Annotated in this window: 16 protein-coding genes and 1 pseudogene; 8 read left to right on the forward strand and 9 right to left on the reverse strand. The window is 59.8% G+C overall.

The features are described 5' to 3' along the window. Positions 1-27 precede the first annotated feature (27 nt). Positions 28-564 carry a DUF3592 domain-containing protein gene (locus tag PVA39_RS19380; protein ID WP_167363108.1) on the forward strand — a complete coding sequence of 179 codons (537 nt, stop codon included), beginning with the start codon at positions 28-30 and terminating at the stop codon, positions 562-564. On the opposite strand, the pseudogene PVA39_RS19385 reads toward PVA39_RS19380, so the two are convergent. The 4 genes and pseudogenes from PVA39_RS19385 to PVA39_RS19400 all read right to left on the reverse strand — a co-directional run. Then, positions 542-754: pseudogene (locus tag PVA39_RS19385) on the reverse strand (phage integrase); the annotation flags it as partial. The gene PVA39_RS19380 and the pseudogene PVA39_RS19385 sit on opposite strands and share 23 nt — an antisense overlap. A gap of 25 nt (positions 755-779) precedes the next feature. Next, the gene (locus tag PVA39_RS19390; protein ID WP_147175078.1) at positions 780-1,364 is read right to left on the reverse strand and encodes a DUF1349 domain-containing protein; all 585 of its coding nucleotides are present in this window, start codon (positions 1,362-1,364) and stop codon (positions 780-782) included. 176 nt (positions 1,365-1,540) lie between these two features. After that, on the reverse strand, positions 1,541-1,924 hold the full coding sequence (locus PVA39_RS19395) for a GNAT family N-acetyltransferase (protein WP_274125418.1): 384 nt from the start codon (positions 1,922-1,924) through the stop codon (positions 1,541-1,543). Positions 1,925-2,118: 194 nt separating this feature from the next. Then, the gene (locus tag PVA39_RS19400; protein ID WP_093502347.1) at positions 2,119-2,670 is read right to left on the reverse strand and encodes a TetR/AcrR family transcriptional regulator; all 552 of its coding nucleotides are present in this window, start codon (positions 2,668-2,670) and stop codon (positions 2,119-2,121) included. A gap of 95 nt (positions 2,671-2,765) precedes the next feature. On the opposite strand from PVA39_RS19400, the gene PVA39_RS19405 reads away from it, so the two are divergent. The 4 genes from PVA39_RS19405 (at position 2,766) to PVA39_RS19420 (ending at position 8,058) form a co-directional block, all read left to right on the forward strand. Beyond that, positions 2,766-3,947: an MFS transporter gene (locus PVA39_RS19405; RefSeq protein WP_274125419.1), complete on the forward strand. Its 1,182-nt coding sequence runs from the start codon at positions 2,766-2,768 to the stop codon at positions 3,945-3,947. Positions 3,948-4,093: 146 nt separating this feature from the next. Beyond that, on the forward strand, positions 4,094-4,609 hold the full coding sequence (locus tag PVA39_RS19410) for a sigma-70 family RNA polymerase sigma factor (protein WP_274125420.1): 516 nt from the start codon (positions 4,094-4,096) through the stop codon (positions 4,607-4,609). Next, entirely contained in the window at positions 4,606-5,529 is a 924-nt protein-coding gene (locus PVA39_RS19415) for a FecR domain-containing protein (protein WP_274125421.1), read from the forward strand. Before PVA39_RS19410 ends, PVA39_RS19415 begins: the two co-directional genes overlap by 4 nt. 105 nt (positions 5,530-5,634) lie before the next feature. Continuing rightward, complete coding sequence (locus PVA39_RS19420) at positions 5,635-8,058, forward strand: TonB-dependent siderophore receptor (RefSeq protein ID WP_274125422.1); 2,424 nt, start codon at positions 5,635-5,637, stop codon at positions 8,056-8,058. A 187-nt stretch (positions 8,059-8,245) separates the two neighbouring features. Here PVA39_RS19420 and PVA39_RS19425 read toward each other — a convergent pair whose 3' ends face one another. Genes PVA39_RS19425 through PVA39_RS19440 form a run of 4 tightly spaced genes read right to left on the reverse strand, consistent with a single transcriptional unit; the run spans position 8,246 to position 11,609 of the window. After that, complete coding sequence (locus PVA39_RS19425; RefSeq protein WP_274125423.1) at positions 8,246-8,530, reverse strand: YciI family protein; 285 nt, start codon at positions 8,528-8,530, stop codon at positions 8,246-8,248. Between the two features lie 57 nt (positions 8,531-8,587). Continuing rightward, positions 8,588-9,895, reverse strand: a complete 1,308-nt coding sequence (locus PVA39_RS19430) for an MFS transporter (RefSeq protein WP_274125424.1) — start codon at positions 9,893-9,895, stop codon at positions 8,588-8,590. 48 nt (positions 9,896-9,943) lie between these two features. Further along, the gene (locus PVA39_RS19435; RefSeq protein ID WP_274125425.1) at positions 9,944-10,720 is read right to left on the reverse strand and encodes an SDR family NAD(P)-dependent oxidoreductase; all 777 of its coding nucleotides are present in this window, start codon (positions 10,718-10,720) and stop codon (positions 9,944-9,946) included. Beyond that, on the reverse strand, positions 10,704-11,609 hold the full coding sequence (locus tag PVA39_RS19440) for a sugar phosphate isomerase/epimerase family protein (protein WP_274125426.1): 906 nt from the start codon (positions 11,607-11,609) through the stop codon (positions 10,704-10,706). Before PVA39_RS19440 ends, PVA39_RS19435 begins: the two co-directional genes overlap by 17 nt. A gap of 121 nt (positions 11,610-11,730) precedes the next feature. Between PVA39_RS19440 and PVA39_RS19445 the strand changes: the two genes are divergently transcribed. Then, on the forward strand, positions 11,731-12,645 hold the full coding sequence (locus tag PVA39_RS19445) for a LysR substrate-binding domain-containing protein (protein ID WP_274125427.1): 915 nt from the start codon (positions 11,731-11,733) through the stop codon (positions 12,643-12,645). Between the two features lie 151 nt (positions 12,646-12,796). Here the strand turns inward: PVA39_RS19445 and gcvA are convergent, their stop codons facing one another. Beyond that, complete coding sequence (gene gcvA / locus PVA39_RS19450) at positions 12,797-13,735, reverse strand: transcriptional regulator GcvA (RefSeq protein ID WP_274125434.1); 939 nt, start codon at positions 13,733-13,735, stop codon at positions 12,797-12,799. A gap of 194 nt (positions 13,736-13,929) precedes the next feature. Between gcvA and PVA39_RS19455 the strand changes: the two genes are divergently transcribed. Together PVA39_RS19455 and PVA39_RS19460 are read left to right on the forward strand one after the other, a co-directional pair. Then, entirely contained in the window at positions 13,930-14,781 is an 852-nt protein-coding gene (locus PVA39_RS19455; RefSeq protein ID WP_274125435.1) for a transketolase, read from the forward strand. Continuing rightward, positions 14,778-15,776, forward strand: a complete 999-nt coding sequence (locus tag PVA39_RS19460) for a transketolase family protein (protein WP_274125436.1) — start codon at positions 14,778-14,780, stop codon at positions 15,774-15,776. The genes PVA39_RS19455 and PVA39_RS19460 overlap by 4 nt, the downstream gene beginning before the upstream one ends. Positions 15,777-15,803: the final 27 nt, after the last annotated feature.

Here is a 15,803-nt window from a genome sequence, read left to right on the forward strand (position 1 = left end):
ATGAGCGTTCATAAAGGATGGAGCCTTATGAAAGTCGGTCTTTTGATTGCGTTGGTCTTTTTAACGCTCGCAGTGGGTACTGGGGCTGTATTGCTTTGGTCTGGCTTTACATCGCTCAAGCGCGCCATGGATGCGGAGAACTGGCCGACTACCTTTGCTCAAGTTGAACGTGTGGAGTTGAAGGAGGAGACTGACTCTGAAAACTCACGAACGTATGCAGTTGAAGTCGAGTACACCTACCAAGTGGGTGGGCATACCTACAACGGCAACACGTTGAACGATGGTTACAGCGGCAGCAGTGGTTACGAGCAACATCGCAAACTCTTTGAAAAGATCCGGTCAGCCAAGACTTTGGAAGTCAGGTTCAATCCTGAAAAACCACAAGAGTCCAGCATTGCCTACGGTTTGAGTCGTTCACACTACATCAGCCTTTCATTTTCTATTACGTGGTCGCTTGGCATCATCGGCTTCATCGCTATTTTCCTTGCGTTTCAGTCTAGTGATGATCGGTTGCTTTCAAGAATCAAAGTCATTGAGCAGGTCAGCACTTCCGGCACGCCTTAAGGCTGATGGGACTTTGTACGGCTCTCCACGACTGAGGGCCTAGCGAGACAGCGTCTTGTAGATGGTCTGGTGCAAGACGCGCATAGCGCATGGTCATAGCCAACGATTGGTAGTCCAGGATTTTCTGCAGGGTCAGGATATTTCCACCGTTCATGACGAAGCGACTGGCAAACGTGTGATGCCGGACGTGGATAACTGCCTGCAACCAGGCGCAGTTAAGTCAGGTCGTGAAGGTCTTTCGTAGTAGCGGGAGTGATTTCAAACTCCGAGAATCGGACAGCAAGCCCACTGCGCTCCGGCGTACAAGCTGTAGGGCCAACCTGGTAAGTGCTGGCGACTGGGAAAGGTGCCAGCCGCAGAAGTGGCCAGAAGCGCCCGTCGCGGGAGGCTTGAATACGCATCGCGCCATTGGAAAGAGTGACTTGTATGTAGAAGTCCTCCAACTCCTTGAAAGGTTGTGAGACCGACCAATCCGATTTCCCATCAGTAACGACAGTGCTCAGAAACGCTTCCCCATCAGTGAACTCGACGCCCGTCTTTACCCAACGGTTTTCGTCGATACGCACCATCAGGCCAGCCTGGTCGTACAGGGAGCGGAATTCGCCCTGGATGCGTAGGGTCGCCGTGAATCCGTCGCCGGTAGCAATGCCCAGGAAATGTCCTGTGTCACGGGTAAACCCATAATGGGTCTCCCGCCAGAAGTCCGTGCTCTGATCCGTGGTTATCGTCAGGCTGTGCTCCGACACCTCAGAGGTGGCGGGCGCATTCAGCCATTGTCCACTTCTGAAATCGACATTCATTCGCAGGCTCCATGTTGAGATAGATGCGTTATTAAGGGCATCCGAGAGAATGATCAGCAAGGCGACTCATAGTTGCTTTTGTGTTCGCTGGCAAAGCAATCGATAAGACGGAACGGCTCATACTGGCGGCCTGGGCAATCGCATCACTCCGTTAGCAAGGCGTCGCGCTTGAGCAGCTAGTCAAATCGACCGCCAGAATGGGCAAGATCACACCTATAGAGACGATCATCAAACAGCTGCCCGTTGATGATGCAGGCATCAGGTTTTCGCTGCTCAAGCACGAATCCGCGCTTTTCGAGCATGCGAAAAGATGTGCTATTTCCTTCTGTTACCATCCCTTTGAGGGTATGAAGTCCTAATACGTTTCGAGCGAAATTCATCACTGTTTGCAGTGATTCAGAGCCGTACCCGTTCCACTGATACCGTTCCAGCAACATATATCCAACTTCCGCAGTAGAGCTGTTCTCAGACTCAAGCTTCAGCCCCGTCACCCCGACAGGGTTGTTGGTATTAGATTCGAAGATGGCAAGACACAACCAGTGTTTAGAACCGGCGACCATTGCGGAAGTCGGGATTCAAATTTTTCACGGATTTGGGGTTCGGTTGGAGTGGAACAGATGTACCGGATTACTTCGGGGTTAAGATGCAACTCAAGAAGCAGCGGCCACTCACTTGGAGTTATCTGTCTCAGATGTAGGCGTTTACTCGATAGCTCCACAGTTCTGCCTCTCAATTCGGAGCGATAGAAGGATTTTTACTCGCCAAGTGCTTGCGCTAATAGGCGTCGGCAGAGTTTTTCATCGGGCCGCTTGGCATTGAACAAGGTTCGGAAGACCAGCGGAGCGACCAGGCCATCCATGAGGGCGTCCAGACTTGGCGCAGCTTCCCCACGCGAATGAGCCCGTTCGAGCAGCAGTTCGAGGCGCTCTCGGGTCGGCTCAGTGCAACGGACCGCGCAACCTGGATCGGTAGATGCAAGGGCGTCCCTGAGCATCGCCTGCCCGGGTGTCGAAGCAAGGTCATCTACGTAGGACTCCAGCCAGCATTCGAGGTCGCCACGCAGACTGCCGGTATCGGCCGGAGGCTGATCAGGCCGTAGCTGGCGCAGATCGACGTCGGCCAGCAGGGTCGGTAGGTTGCCCCAGCGTCGATAGAGGGTAGAGGGAGTTACGCCGGCACGCGCAGCAATCTGGGGAACGGTCAGGGACTCGCGCGGTTGTTCGTCCAGAAGAGCCAGAACGGCGTCATGAACGGCTTGCTGGACGCGGGCGCTACGCCCTCCGGGGCGGGTTTGCTTGGTATTCATATCGACAGGATACCTCTCGCTTAACGCAAAAGCATTGCTTTAATAATCAAAAGGGCTCAGGCTTTAAAGCTAAATATTTGCTTTAGGGTTTGGCCATGCCGTTCTCGATTTTTTCTTCTAACGCGCGCCTCACCCTGCTCGGTACGCTGCTATTCACATTCCTGGCTGCGTCGGCCGCACCAACGCCGCTTTACGCTAGTTATCAGCAAGCCTGGGGATTTTCCACCTTCTGGCTGACCTGGGTGTTTGCGGTCTATGCCTTTGCCTTGCTCGGCGCGCTACTGGTGGGTGGGCGGCTTTCTGATCATCTGGGGCGACGGCCCGTCATCTTCGGCGCACTGGCGCTGGAGGCAGTCTCCATGCTGATGTTCCATCAGGCCCAAGGCCTGACGGACCTGGTAATCGCTCGCACCTTGCAGGGCTTCGCCACTGGCGTTGCTACCAGTGCGCTGGGGGCTGCATTGCTCGACGCGGATCGTGAACGCGGCCCTTGGCTGAACAGCCTGGCGCCACTGCTGGGCATGGCCGGGGGAGCGCTGGGTTGCGGCTTGCTGGTTGAGTTCGCGCCGGCACCGTTGCAGCTGGTCTACCGGCTTTTCCTTCTGCTCTTCTTGATGCAGGGCCTGCTGCTGTTGCGCCTGCCTGACCTACTGTCTCGTCGTCCGGGATTGCTGGCCGCGCTGCGTCCGCAGCTGGCGGTGCCTCCTCAGGCACGCGCCGTGCTCTGGAGAGTATTGCCGTTGGAGCTGGCGGTTTGGGCCGTGGGTGGGTTCTATCTCTCATTGATGCCGGGCCTGATCAAAGCGGCCACCGGAACAAGCTCGATTCTGATCGGAGGCGGGGTAGTGGCCGGCCTGACGCTGAGCGGCGCTGCGAGCCTGCACGGGCTTCGCCTCTGGCCTGCTGGCCGTCTGCTACGCCTGGGAGCCGGCACCCTGGTAGCTGGACCGGTATTGCTCTGGCTGGCGGTCGTCAGCGGTGAGCTGGGGCTCTTTGCAGTGGGGACTGTCGTCACTGGGGTCGGCTTCGGCAGTGGTTTTCTCGGCGCTACCCGCAGCGTGCTGCCGCTGGCCGAACCGGCACAGCGTGCCGGCTTGCTGGCCGCCTTCTATGTGCTCAGCTATCTCGCGTTCTGCCTGCCGGCCCTCGCAGTCAGCGGCCTAGTGCCACGGCTTGGGCTGGACGGTGCAGCGCAGCTCTATCTGGCTGGCGTGATTGCGTTGGCGCTATTCGGTATGCGCACCAGCGCCGCGCGTCCTTGCGTCCAGCCTAGCTGAAGCCATGGGTCTGCATTTCGCAAGCCTCGTTCTACCCGCCAGCATTCAAAAGCGGGGTTGGGCCCACAGATTCACTTCCCAATAAGACCCAGGCGCCGTAAAATCGCGAGTTATTCCTATTCGCATTTCGGCTTGGGTAAAGGTCAATGTCCAGATCGGACACGGAAGTCGCTCACCATGATCATCTGCACGCCCTGTATCGTGACCACAGCAGTTGGCTACGTGGCTGGTTACGCAAGCGACTGAGCAATTCGGCGGACGCCGCCGACCTTGCCCAGGATACGTTTATCCGGGTTCTGGTTGCGCGTACTGCCAGCTCTCTGCAGCAACCACGGCACTACCTGACAACCATCGCTCGTGGTCTGGTCATAGACCTCTATCGTCGGCGCAGCGTGGAGCAAGCCTACCTCGATGTATTGATGTCCAGGCCAGAGGTGCAGGCGCCGTCTGCAGAAACCCGCGCAATGATTCTGGAAAGTCTTCTGGCCATCGATCGCATGCTCGATGGCCTAGGCCAGCGCACCCGGCAAATTTTCCTTGCTGTGCAGCTGGATGGGCTGACTTACGAAAAAGCTGCTGAGCGTTTTGACGTGTCGGTCACCACAGTGCGCAAGCACCTGGCGAAAGGCTTGATGCATTGCCTGCTGATAGATGAAGAATGAAACAGGCACTCGCCCAGGCAGTTGAATGGTATGTACGACTGCATGACAGCGCGGCCACGGAGGTCACTCATGCCGAGTGGCAGGTCTGGCTTCAATCTGACCCGCTGCACGCCAGAGCCTGGGAGCGTGTCGAAATGCTGCGCCAGCGCTTGAGTTCGGCACCAGAAGGCTATGCCGCTACCACCCTCGAAACGGCGCGGCAGCAAAGGCGTGCAGCGTTGAAAACGCTTGCCGTGCTACTTGGCGTCGGCGTTACAGGGTGGGGAAGCTACCGGGCTTCACCATTGAGCGCGGACTACAGCACGAGTGTCGGGCAGCGTAAGAGGGAAACGTTGCCCGACGGTAGTTTGTTGGTACTCGATACCGACACCCGGGTGGACGTGCAATTCGACTCGCACAAGCGACTGATCGTCCTTCGCCAAGGCGCCATCCTCATCGAGACCGCAAAGGATATTCGCAGATTGAGCGTGCAGACCGCCGAGGGCGAAATCGAGGCGCTGGGCACCCGATTCACGGTGCGGCAGAACGACAGGCTTACCCAGGTATCCGTCGAAGCCCACGCAGTGGCGGTACGGCCGCGATTGGCCCCTGGCAAGGCCATACGCACCGAGGCGGGGCAGGCGGTGAGCTTTACCGCCGCCAGCATCGGCCCATTGAGGGCGGCTAACGAGCAGGTCTCGGCGTGGACGCGCGGCATGCTGGTGGCCGTGGACTGGCGCCTGGACGATCTACTGGCCGAGCTATCCCGCTATCGCCATGGTTTTCTCGGCTGTTCACCGGATATTGCCGGGTTGCGGCTCTCGGGAACCTTCCTCCTTGATGACACCGAAGGTGTTCTAGCGAACCTGGAGGACTCGCTTCCCGTCCAGGTTCGCCGTCTCACTCGCTACTGGGTAAGGGTGGAAGCTCGGGCGGTGTAATCAGAGATTTTTTGCGCAGAGGGGTAACAGATTTTCATTCCTGTTTCGGCTCTACCTGCATGTGCGCATCAGACGCACATTGCCAACGCTGACAGGAACATCTCCATGCAAGTACGCACCACCTTTTTCACCAGCAGTGCCCGGCCGACTTCTCTTGCACTGTGCCTGGCCGGCTCGATACTCGCGGCTGCGCCGGCGTGGGCAACACCTCTGAACTACGACATTCCTGCCGGCAGCCTGGCGGCAGCGCTCAGCGAATTTGCCGCGGCGAGTGGGGTGATGATCACCTTCAGCTCGGAAGATACCGCTGGGTTGCGCTCGCCAGGACTGCAGGGCAGCTACGAGCTGGAGCAGGGCTTCGCACGGGTACTCCAGGGCAGCGGCTTGCGTGTGGTGCAAGCTGGCGAAAACAGGTTCGTGTTGGCCAGGGCGGAAAGTGGTGCAGCGACGGAGCTCGGCCCTATCAGCATCAATGCCACTGGCCTGGGCACCACGACAGAAGGCACCGGCTCGTACACCACGGGATCCACCAACAGCGCGACCAAGCTGGCGCTATCGCTACGCGAGACGCCACAAACCGTCAGCGTAATGACTCGCCAGCGTATCGACGATCAGCAGCTCAATACCTTGAGCGACGTGCTCAAGCAGGCCCCAGGCCTCTCGGTGCAGAACATCGACAGTGAGCGGGTGAACATCTATTCGCGTGGTTACTCCATCGACAGTTACCAGCTCGATGGCATTCCCACCACCCTGGTCGTGCAGACCAGCGCGAGCCCGCAGAGCATGATCGACACCTCGATCTATGACCGGGTCGAAATCGTCAGGGGCGCCACCGGGCTCATGACCGGCGCGGGCGATCCCTCTGGCAGCGTCAACCTGATCCGCAAACGGCCCACCTCGGATTTCCAGGGCTCGGTCAGCGCCGGTGCTGGTTCGTGGGAGACATATCGCACCCAGGTGGATGTGTCAGGCCCGCTGACCGACGATGCGCGCCTGCGCGGGCGCACGGTCGTGGCCTATCAACAGGGCAACAGCTTCATCGATCACTATCAGCAGGAAAAACAGACCTACTACGGCATTATCGAGGCCGACCTTACTGACAGTACGCTGCTCACCGTGGGGGTCGACTATCAGAAGAACGACCCGCGTGGCGTGTCATTTGCCAGCTTCCCGCTGTTCTACAGCGACGGAGGGCAAACCGACTTCTCGCGCTCGACCAACGCCGGCGCCCGCTGGAGCTACCGCCAGCAGAACACGCTCAATACCTTCGCGACGCTCGAGCAGGGCCTGGCCAACGACTGGTCACTGAAGGTGGCCGTCAACAACATGTACAGCACCCGGGAGTATTCCCTGGCATCGCTCAGCGGCGGCACGCCGGATCGCGAGACAGGAGAAGGCGCCTATCTGTATGGAGGCGACGGCTACGGCTCCCAGCGTCAGCTTGGTATCGATGCCATGGCTCAGGGGCCGTTCCAGCTTTTGGGGCGCGAACATGAGTTGGTAGTCGGCTTGAGCGGGTCGGAATTTCGCGACTACAGCGATCCGGACGATGATGATCTGGAAATGCGGCCGGCCAACATCCATGACTGGAACAATGACACCGACCGTCCCATCTCGGTAGGCAAGCTGATGAACGACGATACGACTATCCGTCAGAACGCAGCCTATCTGGTGGCGCGCTTCAAGCCCACGGATGACCTGTCGCTGATTGTCGGTGCCCGTGTCGGCGACTACAGCTACAAGAAGAAGGCCATCTACAACCCACCGTACACACGCTCGTCCAACTCCGTCGAGACGCGTGAAAGTGGCTTCGTCACGCCTTATGCCGGGGTCGTCTATGACCTCAACGAGATTCACTCGGTCTACGCCAGCTATACCAAGATCTACAGACCACAGTCCATTCGGGACCAAGGCGGGAAAACCCTCGAGCCTCGCGAAGGTGACAACTATGAAATTGGCCTGAAAAGCGAGTTCAGGGATGGCCGGGTCAACACCGCCGTAGCGCTTTACGAGATTCAGCAGGACAACCTCGGCGTAGCCACCGGCGAGACCGTTGTGGGCACGGTGCGTGAGTCGGCTTACCGCGCGGTAGCTGGCGCCAAGACCCGCGGTATCGACATGGAGATCCATGGCGAGGTACTGACCGACTGGAACGTCAGTGCGAGCTACAGCCACAGCGTCACCAAGGACGCCGAGCATGAGCGCATCAGAACCGAAGCGCCGGCCAATCTGGTCAAGCTCTGGACCACCTATCGGCTACCCGGTGAGCTACAGCAGTGGACCATCGGCGGAGGGATGAACTGGCAGAGCGGGGTGAGCCTGACCACCAGCGAGGGCAAGGCTGTACAGGAGCAGTATGCGGTGTTCAACCTGATGGCGCGTTACGACATCACCAAGAACCTGAGCGCCTCTGCCAATCTGAACAACGTGTTCGACAAGAAATACTTCAGCTCCCTGGACCCGACCTTTTTCACCGGCTACTACGGTGAGCCTCGCAATGTGATGTTCACTACGAGGTACGCTTTCTAGACGAGCTTCCATTGCAGGGCAGACCACCTACCCAGAATGCTCACTGCAAAACCGCCAGTCCAGAAAGGTATCGCAGGTCAGCGGCGGTAAGCCGTTTCGGCCCGTGAGTGTTTGGGGCATCACTGCTGGGCTCAGGCGGCCCCACTGATCCAGGAGTAATTGGCTTTTCAGTACCGTAACTCCCGTTTCAGCCCAGACTGAGCAGCTTGATCTCGCGGATCTCGATCTGCTCCCAAACTCGCTCCAGCACATACGGCTCATCTTCCAGCCACTGGTCCAAATCGCCGCGTTGCTCGAAATCCAGGTGTACGTTGGAGCCAATCATCTTGCCTTCGTCGTTCAACAGCACGCCGCCGCCCAGCACCTTGCCTCGCTCGGCCAGTGCTTTCAGGCGAGCCAGGTGGTGTTCACGGCATGCAAGCCTGCGCTCGAGCGCATCGGGGTAATCATGGGCGATCAATGCAAATGGCATGTCTGTTCCTTTCGATGATGGGGGCGCTGCCTAGGGTGCAGCGCCACGATTTGACTGTCAGCCGTGGGCTGCCAGAGGTTTGAGTGCCGGTTGTGGGGCGGCTTCTGTTGCAGGGCGTGACACCATCGCGGCAATGGCGGCAATCAGCGCCATGCCACCCATGAAGTAGCCCACCGGTAACCAGTCGGAACCACCGCCCAGCAGCGCATAGCACAGGCTCGGCGAGAACCCGGCGATGATGAAGCTGAGCTGGGTTGCCAGGCCCACGCCGGTGTAGCGCACGCGAATGGTGAACATCTCGGCGTAGAACGATGGCCATAGTGCGTTCGGTGCGCTGTAGATGATGCCCTTGAGCACTACGGTGGCGAAGATGATCAGGGCGATATTGCCGGTGGTGATCGACCACAGGAACAGGAACACACCCGCGCAGCAACCCAAAGAGCCGAGCACGAAGATTCGCTTCTTGCCGATGTGATCAGCGAGCATTCCGAACAGCGGCTGACAGATCAGCGCCGCTACCTGGCTGGCGGCAATCGCCGAGAGCATCGAGGCACGGTCGACGTTCTGGTTGTTGGCTGCCCACGACAGTCCGAAGATCATCACCAGTGACGAAACCGAGCAAATCAGCGCGCAACAGAACACCACGATAAACGCGCGCCACTCCTTGCTGAACATTTCCACGACCGGCGCCTGGGCGACTTCGGCCTTCTTGGCCGCGAACTCCGGGCTTTCATCCACACCGGCGCGGATGATCAGGGTCACGATCACCATCAGGGCGCTGAGCAGGAACGGAATACGCCAGCCCCAGGACAGCAGCTGTTCTTCGCTGAGCATCGACAGCGGGATGAATACCGAGGTCGCCAGGATCGAGCCCATCGACGCCCCATTGATCAGCCAGCTCGTGTAGAACGCCTTCTTCGTACCAGGCGCATGCTCCATGGTCAGCAGGCTGGCACCGACCTGTTCACCGCCAGCGGACAGGCCCTGCAGCAGCCGGCAGGCGACCAGCAAGCCCGGCGCCCAGGCACCGATGGTGGCGTAGGTCGGCAGTAGGCCGATGATGGTGGTGGCCAGGCCCATCATCAGCAGGGTCATCATCAACACCTTCTTGCGGCCGATGCGGTCGCCCAGGTGCCCGAACAGCAAGGCGCCGACAGGCCGGGCGATATAGCCGACCCCGAAGGTGGCCAGCGCTGCTAGCGTACCCGCCATCGGGTCGGTGGACGGGAAGAACAGCGTGCTGAATACCAGCGCTGCTGCCGAGCCATAGATGAAGAAATCGTAGTACTCGACGACGCTGCCGAGGAAGCTGCCAAAGGCAGCCTTGCGCGCCATGCGCCGGTCTTTTGTAGCGGAGATAGTCATGGGGCAACCTTTATTGTCTTTGTGATGGTTGGAGAGCGGGTAGGGCGGTTAGCCGCTGCCGAATGGCGCCAACTGGCTGCCACCGCACACGTGAATCACCTCGGCAGTGATGAATGCAGCGTCGCTGGAGGCCAGAAACGCCGTGGTGTTAGCGATGTCTTCCGGCGTCGTCAGGCGTTTGAGTGGGGTGCTGTTGATCGAGCCTGCGGCCATCCGCTCGAAGCTCTCGGCGTCACGGCCGTCCAGGGTGAAAGCCGAAGGCAAAAGCCCCGGAGCGATGGCATTGACGGTGACCTGGTAAGGCGCCAGTTCACGGGCCATGGAGCGGGTCAGGCCAACCAGCCCGGCCTTGCAGGCGACGTAGGCGGGCGGGCCACCTGCGACCCAGCAGCGCGACACCATGTTGATCACCCGACCGCTGCCCTGGGCCTGCCAGTACGGGGCTACCTTCTGGCACAGCAAGGCCGGGCCACGCAGGTTCACGGCCATCATGTGATCCCACTTGGCCGGGTCAAAATCGAGGATCGAGCCGCGATGATTGACCGCCGCGTTGTTGACGACCACGTCGATACGACCGAACTCGGCGCCAGCCTGCTCGACCATGGCGTCGATGGAGCCCTTGTCGCCCATGTCGGCATAGACGGCGATGATGCGTTGCTCGGGCTGGCACTCAAGTGAGTCGACCAGTTGCTGAGCTGCCTCGAGATTGATGTCGGCGGCAACGATATGCAGGCCGTCACGGCAGAGGCGCGCGCAAATCGCCCGGCCAAGCTCGCCAGCGGCGCCGGTGACCAGCGCGACCCGGCGGTTAGTTGGTGTGTTCATGGGCGGTATGTCTCGTGGGAGTGTGCGAATCGGGCTCGATGCCGAGCCCCAGGTAATGGCGAATCAGGTCGCGGTTGCGCGACAGTTTGTGCAGATCGCCGTATTTCGTGGAGAAGTCCTCGATCGATATCCAGTCGGCAAAACCGCTATCGGCGAGGGTTTTCAGCATCGACGCGAGCGGCAGCACGCCCTCGTCCGGCGGGCACCAATCCCATTGCCAGCCAAGGCCCGGGCCGATGGGGCTGTAGGACACGTTCTTGACCTGCGCATGGGCGAGGTGTCGGCCCATCAGGTCGAGGGACAGCTGTACGTCTTCACGCCCTTCGATGGCGAGGTTACCGATGTCATAGATGATGCCCAGGCTGCTGGCCGGGTAGTGCTCGACCACGCGCATGGCCAGCGAAGGGCTCGAGCAGATGGTGCGCTGATGCACTTCGAGCACCAGTTGCACGCCCAGGGCTTCGGCACACGGCAAGATCTGATCGAGAAATCGGCGCATACGGCCGTAGGCCTCTGTGTAGCGCTCGCTCGCATAGTTGGGCGCCCAAAGCCGCAGGCGCGCCTGACCGGCAAGGGCTGCCAGATTGATCAACCGCTCAGCGTGGTCGAGATCGCCGACAGCCAGGTATGGGCTGAGCCCGAAGATCTTTAGGCCGACCGATTGGCAATGCGCCTGGATGCGGCTGATCGCCGATTCAATCGGGGCGATGGTGCAACGGTTGTTCTGGCGGGCGTCCCAGGGGTGCGTTGGATCGAGGTGGCCGATATCGGCGACTCGCCATTCGACGCCCTGGTAACCAAGGCGGGCGAGTTCATCTACCAAGGCCTCGGGGCACAGGCTCGGTAGCGAAGCGCTTGAGGCCCCGAGTCGTGGAGTGGGCTGATTCATCGGAATCCTGATTTAGTGTTATTGGATTTACCAGGAATGCTAAGTGAAACCTCAGGTTGATTAAATTGATAAAAAATCAGCCTGAAATTAACCTGTGGGTTGATTAACTTGGGCCGCCTCCATGAGCCAATCCACCATCAGCCTTCGTCATATGCGGGTATTTCTCGCCGTAGTCAGCTCCGGCAGCCTCGCCACGGCGGCCAAGCTCCTTCACATCACCCTCTCAGCCGTCTCCAAGAGCCTCAAGGAGCTGGAACACGAGCTGGGCGTTCAGTTGGTGATTCGTGGCCGCAAGGGCATGCAACTGACCCAGGCGGGAGAGACCTTTCACAAGCACGCGGCACAGACCCTGGCCAGTTTCAACCAGGCCATGGATCAAGCGCAGGTTGCCGACCATGCTCCTGAGCTGGTGCGTATCGGGGCATTGCCGACAGCGGCGGGGTACATGTTGGCTCCAGCAATCGCTCAGATGCGCGAGCGTTACCCGCAGGTACGGGTACAGGTGCTATCAGGCGTGTACGAGTATCTGGTGGGCAAGTTGCGCACCCGTGATATCGACCTGATCGTCGGCCGGCTGATTGGCCGCGACATGCTTGGCGTGATGTTCGAAGCGCTTTATGAAGAAGACCTACTGATGGTGGTACGCCACGATCACCCGCTCGCGGGATTGGAGCGCCTGCATCTCGAAGACCTGCGGCCTTACGTGTTGATCGCCTCACCACAGGGCACACTGGTGCGCACCAGCGTTGACAACTTTCTGCTCTCGCAAAATGCCGGCGAAGGCTTGCAAATTTTCGAGTCGCTTAGCGAAACCTTTTCTCGCGTGTATGTGCAGGACCATAACGCCGTATGGTTCGTACAACGCGGCGTGGTCGACCTGGATCTGCGCTTGGGGATCGTCAGGGCGCTGCCGTTCTCCAGCCCGCTATTACGCGCTCCAGTCGGCCTGACGACCCCGACGGATCGCCCCGTTTCCAGAGCGGCGGAGCATTTCTGCCAACTTCTACGCAGCTGGGCTAGCGAGGCCAAGGCGTAGACCGCTTCAATTTTTCAGAAGCCTGTTTATGCACATATGGCGAATGATTCGGCTCTGGTTACTGTTGCTCGGACGGCAGTCCTACGGACTGTAGCTCTTGATCAAAGATTTAGGCATTTGAGGTAAGGAGCACTAATACGCGGGATCAGCGTCAGCTGCTTCTTTTGACTGCCCGCGTTGGCTTGTTTGGCGAGTGGTGATCTTCAAGTTCGTTGAATAGCCAGTCCTGGAAGCTGCGTATCTTTGGAAGCTCCGCGTATGACTTAAGGACATTAAAGGTATAACCCTGGACTCTGGGGCCTTCAAGCCCGAAGGGCGCTACCAGGCGCCCTGTCTCGAGTTCGCGTTGCACGAGCAGCAAGCTCTCCAGACATATACCCTGGCCATCCACTGCGGCGCTGATCGCCATGAATGAACGATCAAAGCGTGGCCCGCGGGATATGTCGAGGGTCACCTTGCGATGCTGGCGCATCCAATCGCGCCAGCTCATTAGGCAGACCTCGCTGTGTATCAGCATGTGATGGCGCAGATCTTCTGGTACACGAATCTGCTGTTCACCATTGGCCAGAGATGGTGCGCAAAGCGGCACGATGGTCTCGGCCGGAAAGGGCAGCACCATGGTGCCGGCTGGTTGCAGGCGTTTCATGCCATAGCGGATATCGATATCCACACCCTGAGTCAGGAGATCGGCAGGGGCTGGATACGAAGCATTCAGCCGCACGTCGATATCCGGTTCAAGGGCGCTGAACCGGGCCAGGCGCGGCATCAACCATTGAGTCGCGAAACTCGGTGTGGAGTGCACGGTGAGGATGTCGCTTTTGGCCGTGCGCCCTAGTTCGCGGGTGGCGATGTCGATCCTGGCAAAGGCCGCCGAAACCTCTTCCGCATACACACGGCCGGCATCGGTCAGCACCACTGCGCGGTGAACGCGGTGGAACAGGCGCACACCAAACTGCTCTTCCAAAAGTTTTATCTGATGGCTGATCGCCGAGGGTGTAACGAACAGTTCTTCTGCGGCGAGTGCGAAGGACGACAGCCTCGCTGCCGCTTCGAACGCCTGAATTGCCTTGAGAGAGGTTCGGCTCTGCATCGCGCTTTCACATGAGTTCAGTTCATCTATATGGCTTGATTATTCGTTTGAGCGCAAAAAATCAAGCGAATAGCCTTGATCTCACTGGTTGAGCGGCCTTCTAGGACGTTCGGCAGTTAAGGAGATTTGCTTCTCCGACCGAGACGATCAGGCACCGGTAGCTTCAAACGCCGGGCCGTATTAAGGAGAACCGCGTGCAGAACAATAATTCTTTCGTCCACGCCAAGGTTGCCGAGGGCGCCTATCGCATCCGCCGCTTCGCGCTGCAGATGGGTGAGGTCCAAGGCCAAGGTTACGTCGGTCAGGCGCTTGGTTACGCCGACGTGCTGGCGACCGCTTACTGCCACGCGCTGAACCTGCGCCCCGAAGACCCCACCTGGGAAGGTCGCGACCGCTTCCTGTTGTCCCACGGCCATTACGCCATCGCCTTCTACGCGGCGTTGATCGAGGCGAAGGTCATCCCCGAAGAAGAACTGGAAACCTACGGCAGCGATGACAGCCGCCTGCCCATGTCGGGCATGGCGACCTACACGCCAGGCATGGAAATGTCGGGTGGCTCGCTCGGCCAGGGCCTGCCGATTGCCGTGGGCATGGCGCTCGGCCTGCGCCTGAAGGGCTACCCGGCGTTCGTCTACAACTCGATGTCCGACGGCGAACTGGACGAAGGCTCGACCTGGGAAGCCGCGATGAGCGCGGCTCACCATGGCCTGGGTAATCTGATCTGCCTGGTGGACATCAACAACCAGCAAGCGGATGGCCCTTCGACCAAGGTGCTGGGCTTCGAGCCGCTCGCTGACAAGTGGGCGGCGTTCGGCTGGCACGTACAGCGTGTCGACGGCAACGACCTCGCCGCGGTCATCGAGGCCTTCGACACCGCGCGCAACCTCACCGAAGCCAAGCCGCGCGTGATCCTCTGCGACACCCTGATGGGCAAGGGCGTGCCATTCCTCGAAACCCGCGAGAAGAACCACTTCATTCGTGTCGACCAGGCCGAGTGGCAGCAGGCCCTCGATATTCTCGACCAAGCCCAGGGAGTCGCCCGATGAGCACCACCGCCAAGAAACCCCGCCTGACCACCTCGGCGATGATTGCCTCGATTGCCTCCGAAGGGCAGCGTGTACAGTCGGCCCCATTCGGCAAGGCCCTGGTCGAGTTGGCCGCCAACCGCCCGGAGATCGTTGGCCTGACTGCCGACCTGGCCAAGTACACCGACCTGCACCTGTTCGGTCAGGCTTACCCGGATCGCTTCTTCCAGATGGGCATGGCCGAGCAACTGCTGATGGCCGCCGCCGGCGGCATGGCCAAGGAAGGCTTCGTGCCGTTCGCCACCACCTACGCGGTGTTCGGCACCCGCCGCGCCTATGACTTCGTACATCAGGTGATCGCCGAGGAAAACCTCAACGTCAAACTGTGCTGCGCGCTGCCCGGCCTCACCACCGGCTACGGCCCCAGCCACCAGGCCACCGAGGACATCGCGCTGATGCGTGGCATCCCCGGCATGACCATCGTCGACCCCTGCGATGCGCTCGACACCGAACAGGCCGTGGCGCAGATCGCCGATCACAACGGCCCGGTTTACATGCGTCTGCTGCGTGGCAACGTGCCGCTGGTGCTCGACGAATACGGCTACAGCTTCGAACTGGGCAAGGCCAAGATGCTGCGCGACGGCCGTGATGTGCTGGTGATCTCGTCCGGGATTCTGACCATGCGCGCACTGGAAGTGGCCAAGACATTGGAGGCGGACAAGGTCGACGTCGGTGTGCTGCACGTGCCGACCATCAAGCCGTTGGATGTCACGACCATCCTGCTTGAAGCCGGCCGCGCCGGCCGTCTGGTGGTCGTGGCCGAGAACCACAGCTCGATTGGCGGCCTTGGTGAAGCCGTCGCGACCGCGCTGTTGACTGCTGGTGTGACCCCGCAATTTCGTCAGATCGCACTACCCGATGCTTTCCTCGACGCCGGCGCGCTGCCCACCCTGCACGACCGCTACGGGATTTCCACCGAGGCGATGTCGGCCACCATCAAGGGCTGGCTCGGCTGAACGCGGCGTCACGCTGACCCACATTTC

The organism is Pseudomonas sp. CNPSo 3701 (assembly GCF_028674975.1).
Classification (GTDB): domain Bacteria; phylum Pseudomonadota; class Gammaproteobacteria; order Pseudomonadales; family Pseudomonadaceae; genus Aquipseudomonas; species Aquipseudomonas straminea.

Excerpts from the sequence above, each read along its gene's own strand:
- PVA39_RS19380 (WP_167363108.1), top strand. The coding sequence starts at position 28 with ATGAAAGTCGGTCTTTTGATTGCGTTGGTCTTTTTAACGCTCGCAGTG.
- PVA39_RS19390 (WP_147175078.1), bottom strand. The coding sequence starts at position 1,364 with ATGAATGTCGATTTCAGAAGTGGACAATGGCTGAATGCGCCCGCCACC.
- PVA39_RS19395 (WP_274125418.1), bottom strand. The coding sequence starts at position 1,924 with ATGGTCGCCGGTTCTAAACACTGGTTGTGTCTTGCCATCTTCGAATCT.
- PVA39_RS19400 (WP_093502347.1), bottom strand. The coding sequence starts at position 2,670 with ATGAATACCAAGCAAACCCGCCCCGGAGGGCGTAGCGCCCGCGTCCAG.
- PVA39_RS19405 (WP_274125419.1), top strand. The coding sequence starts at position 2,766 with ATGCCGTTCTCGATTTTTTCTTCTAACGCGCGCCTCACCCTGCTCGGT.
- PVA39_RS19410 (WP_274125420.1), top strand. The coding sequence starts at position 4,094 with ATGTCCAGATCGGACACGGAAGTCGCTCACCATGATCATCTGCACGCC.
- PVA39_RS19415 (WP_274125421.1), top strand. The coding sequence starts at position 4,606 with ATGAAACAGGCACTCGCCCAGGCAGTTGAATGGTATGTACGACTGCAT.
- PVA39_RS19420 (WP_274125422.1), top strand. The coding sequence starts at position 5,635 with ATGCAAGTACGCACCACCTTTTTCACCAGCAGTGCCCGGCCGACTTCT.
- PVA39_RS19425 (WP_274125423.1), bottom strand. The coding sequence starts at position 8,530 with ATGCCATTTGCATTGATCGCCCATGATTACCCCGATGCGCTCGAGCGC.
- PVA39_RS19430 (WP_274125424.1), bottom strand. The coding sequence starts at position 9,895 with ATGACTATCTCCGCTACAAAAGACCGGCGCATGGCGCGCAAGGCTGCC.
- PVA39_RS19435 (WP_274125425.1), bottom strand. The coding sequence starts at position 10,720 with ATGAACACACCAACTAACCGCCGGGTCGCGCTGGTCACCGGCGCCGCT.
- PVA39_RS19440 (WP_274125426.1), bottom strand. The coding sequence starts at position 11,609 with ATGAATCAGCCCACTCCACGACTCGGGGCCTCAAGCGCTTCGCTACCG.
- PVA39_RS19445 (WP_274125427.1), top strand. The coding sequence starts at position 11,731 with ATGAGCCAATCCACCATCAGCCTTCGTCATATGCGGGTATTTCTCGCC.
- gcvA (WP_274125434.1), bottom strand. The coding sequence starts at position 13,735 with ATGCAGAGCCGAACCTCTCTCAAGGCAATTCAGGCGTTCGAAGCGGCA.
- PVA39_RS19460 (WP_274125436.1), top strand. The coding sequence starts at position 14,778 with ATGAGCACCACCGCCAAGAAACCCCGCCTGACCACCTCGGCGATGATT.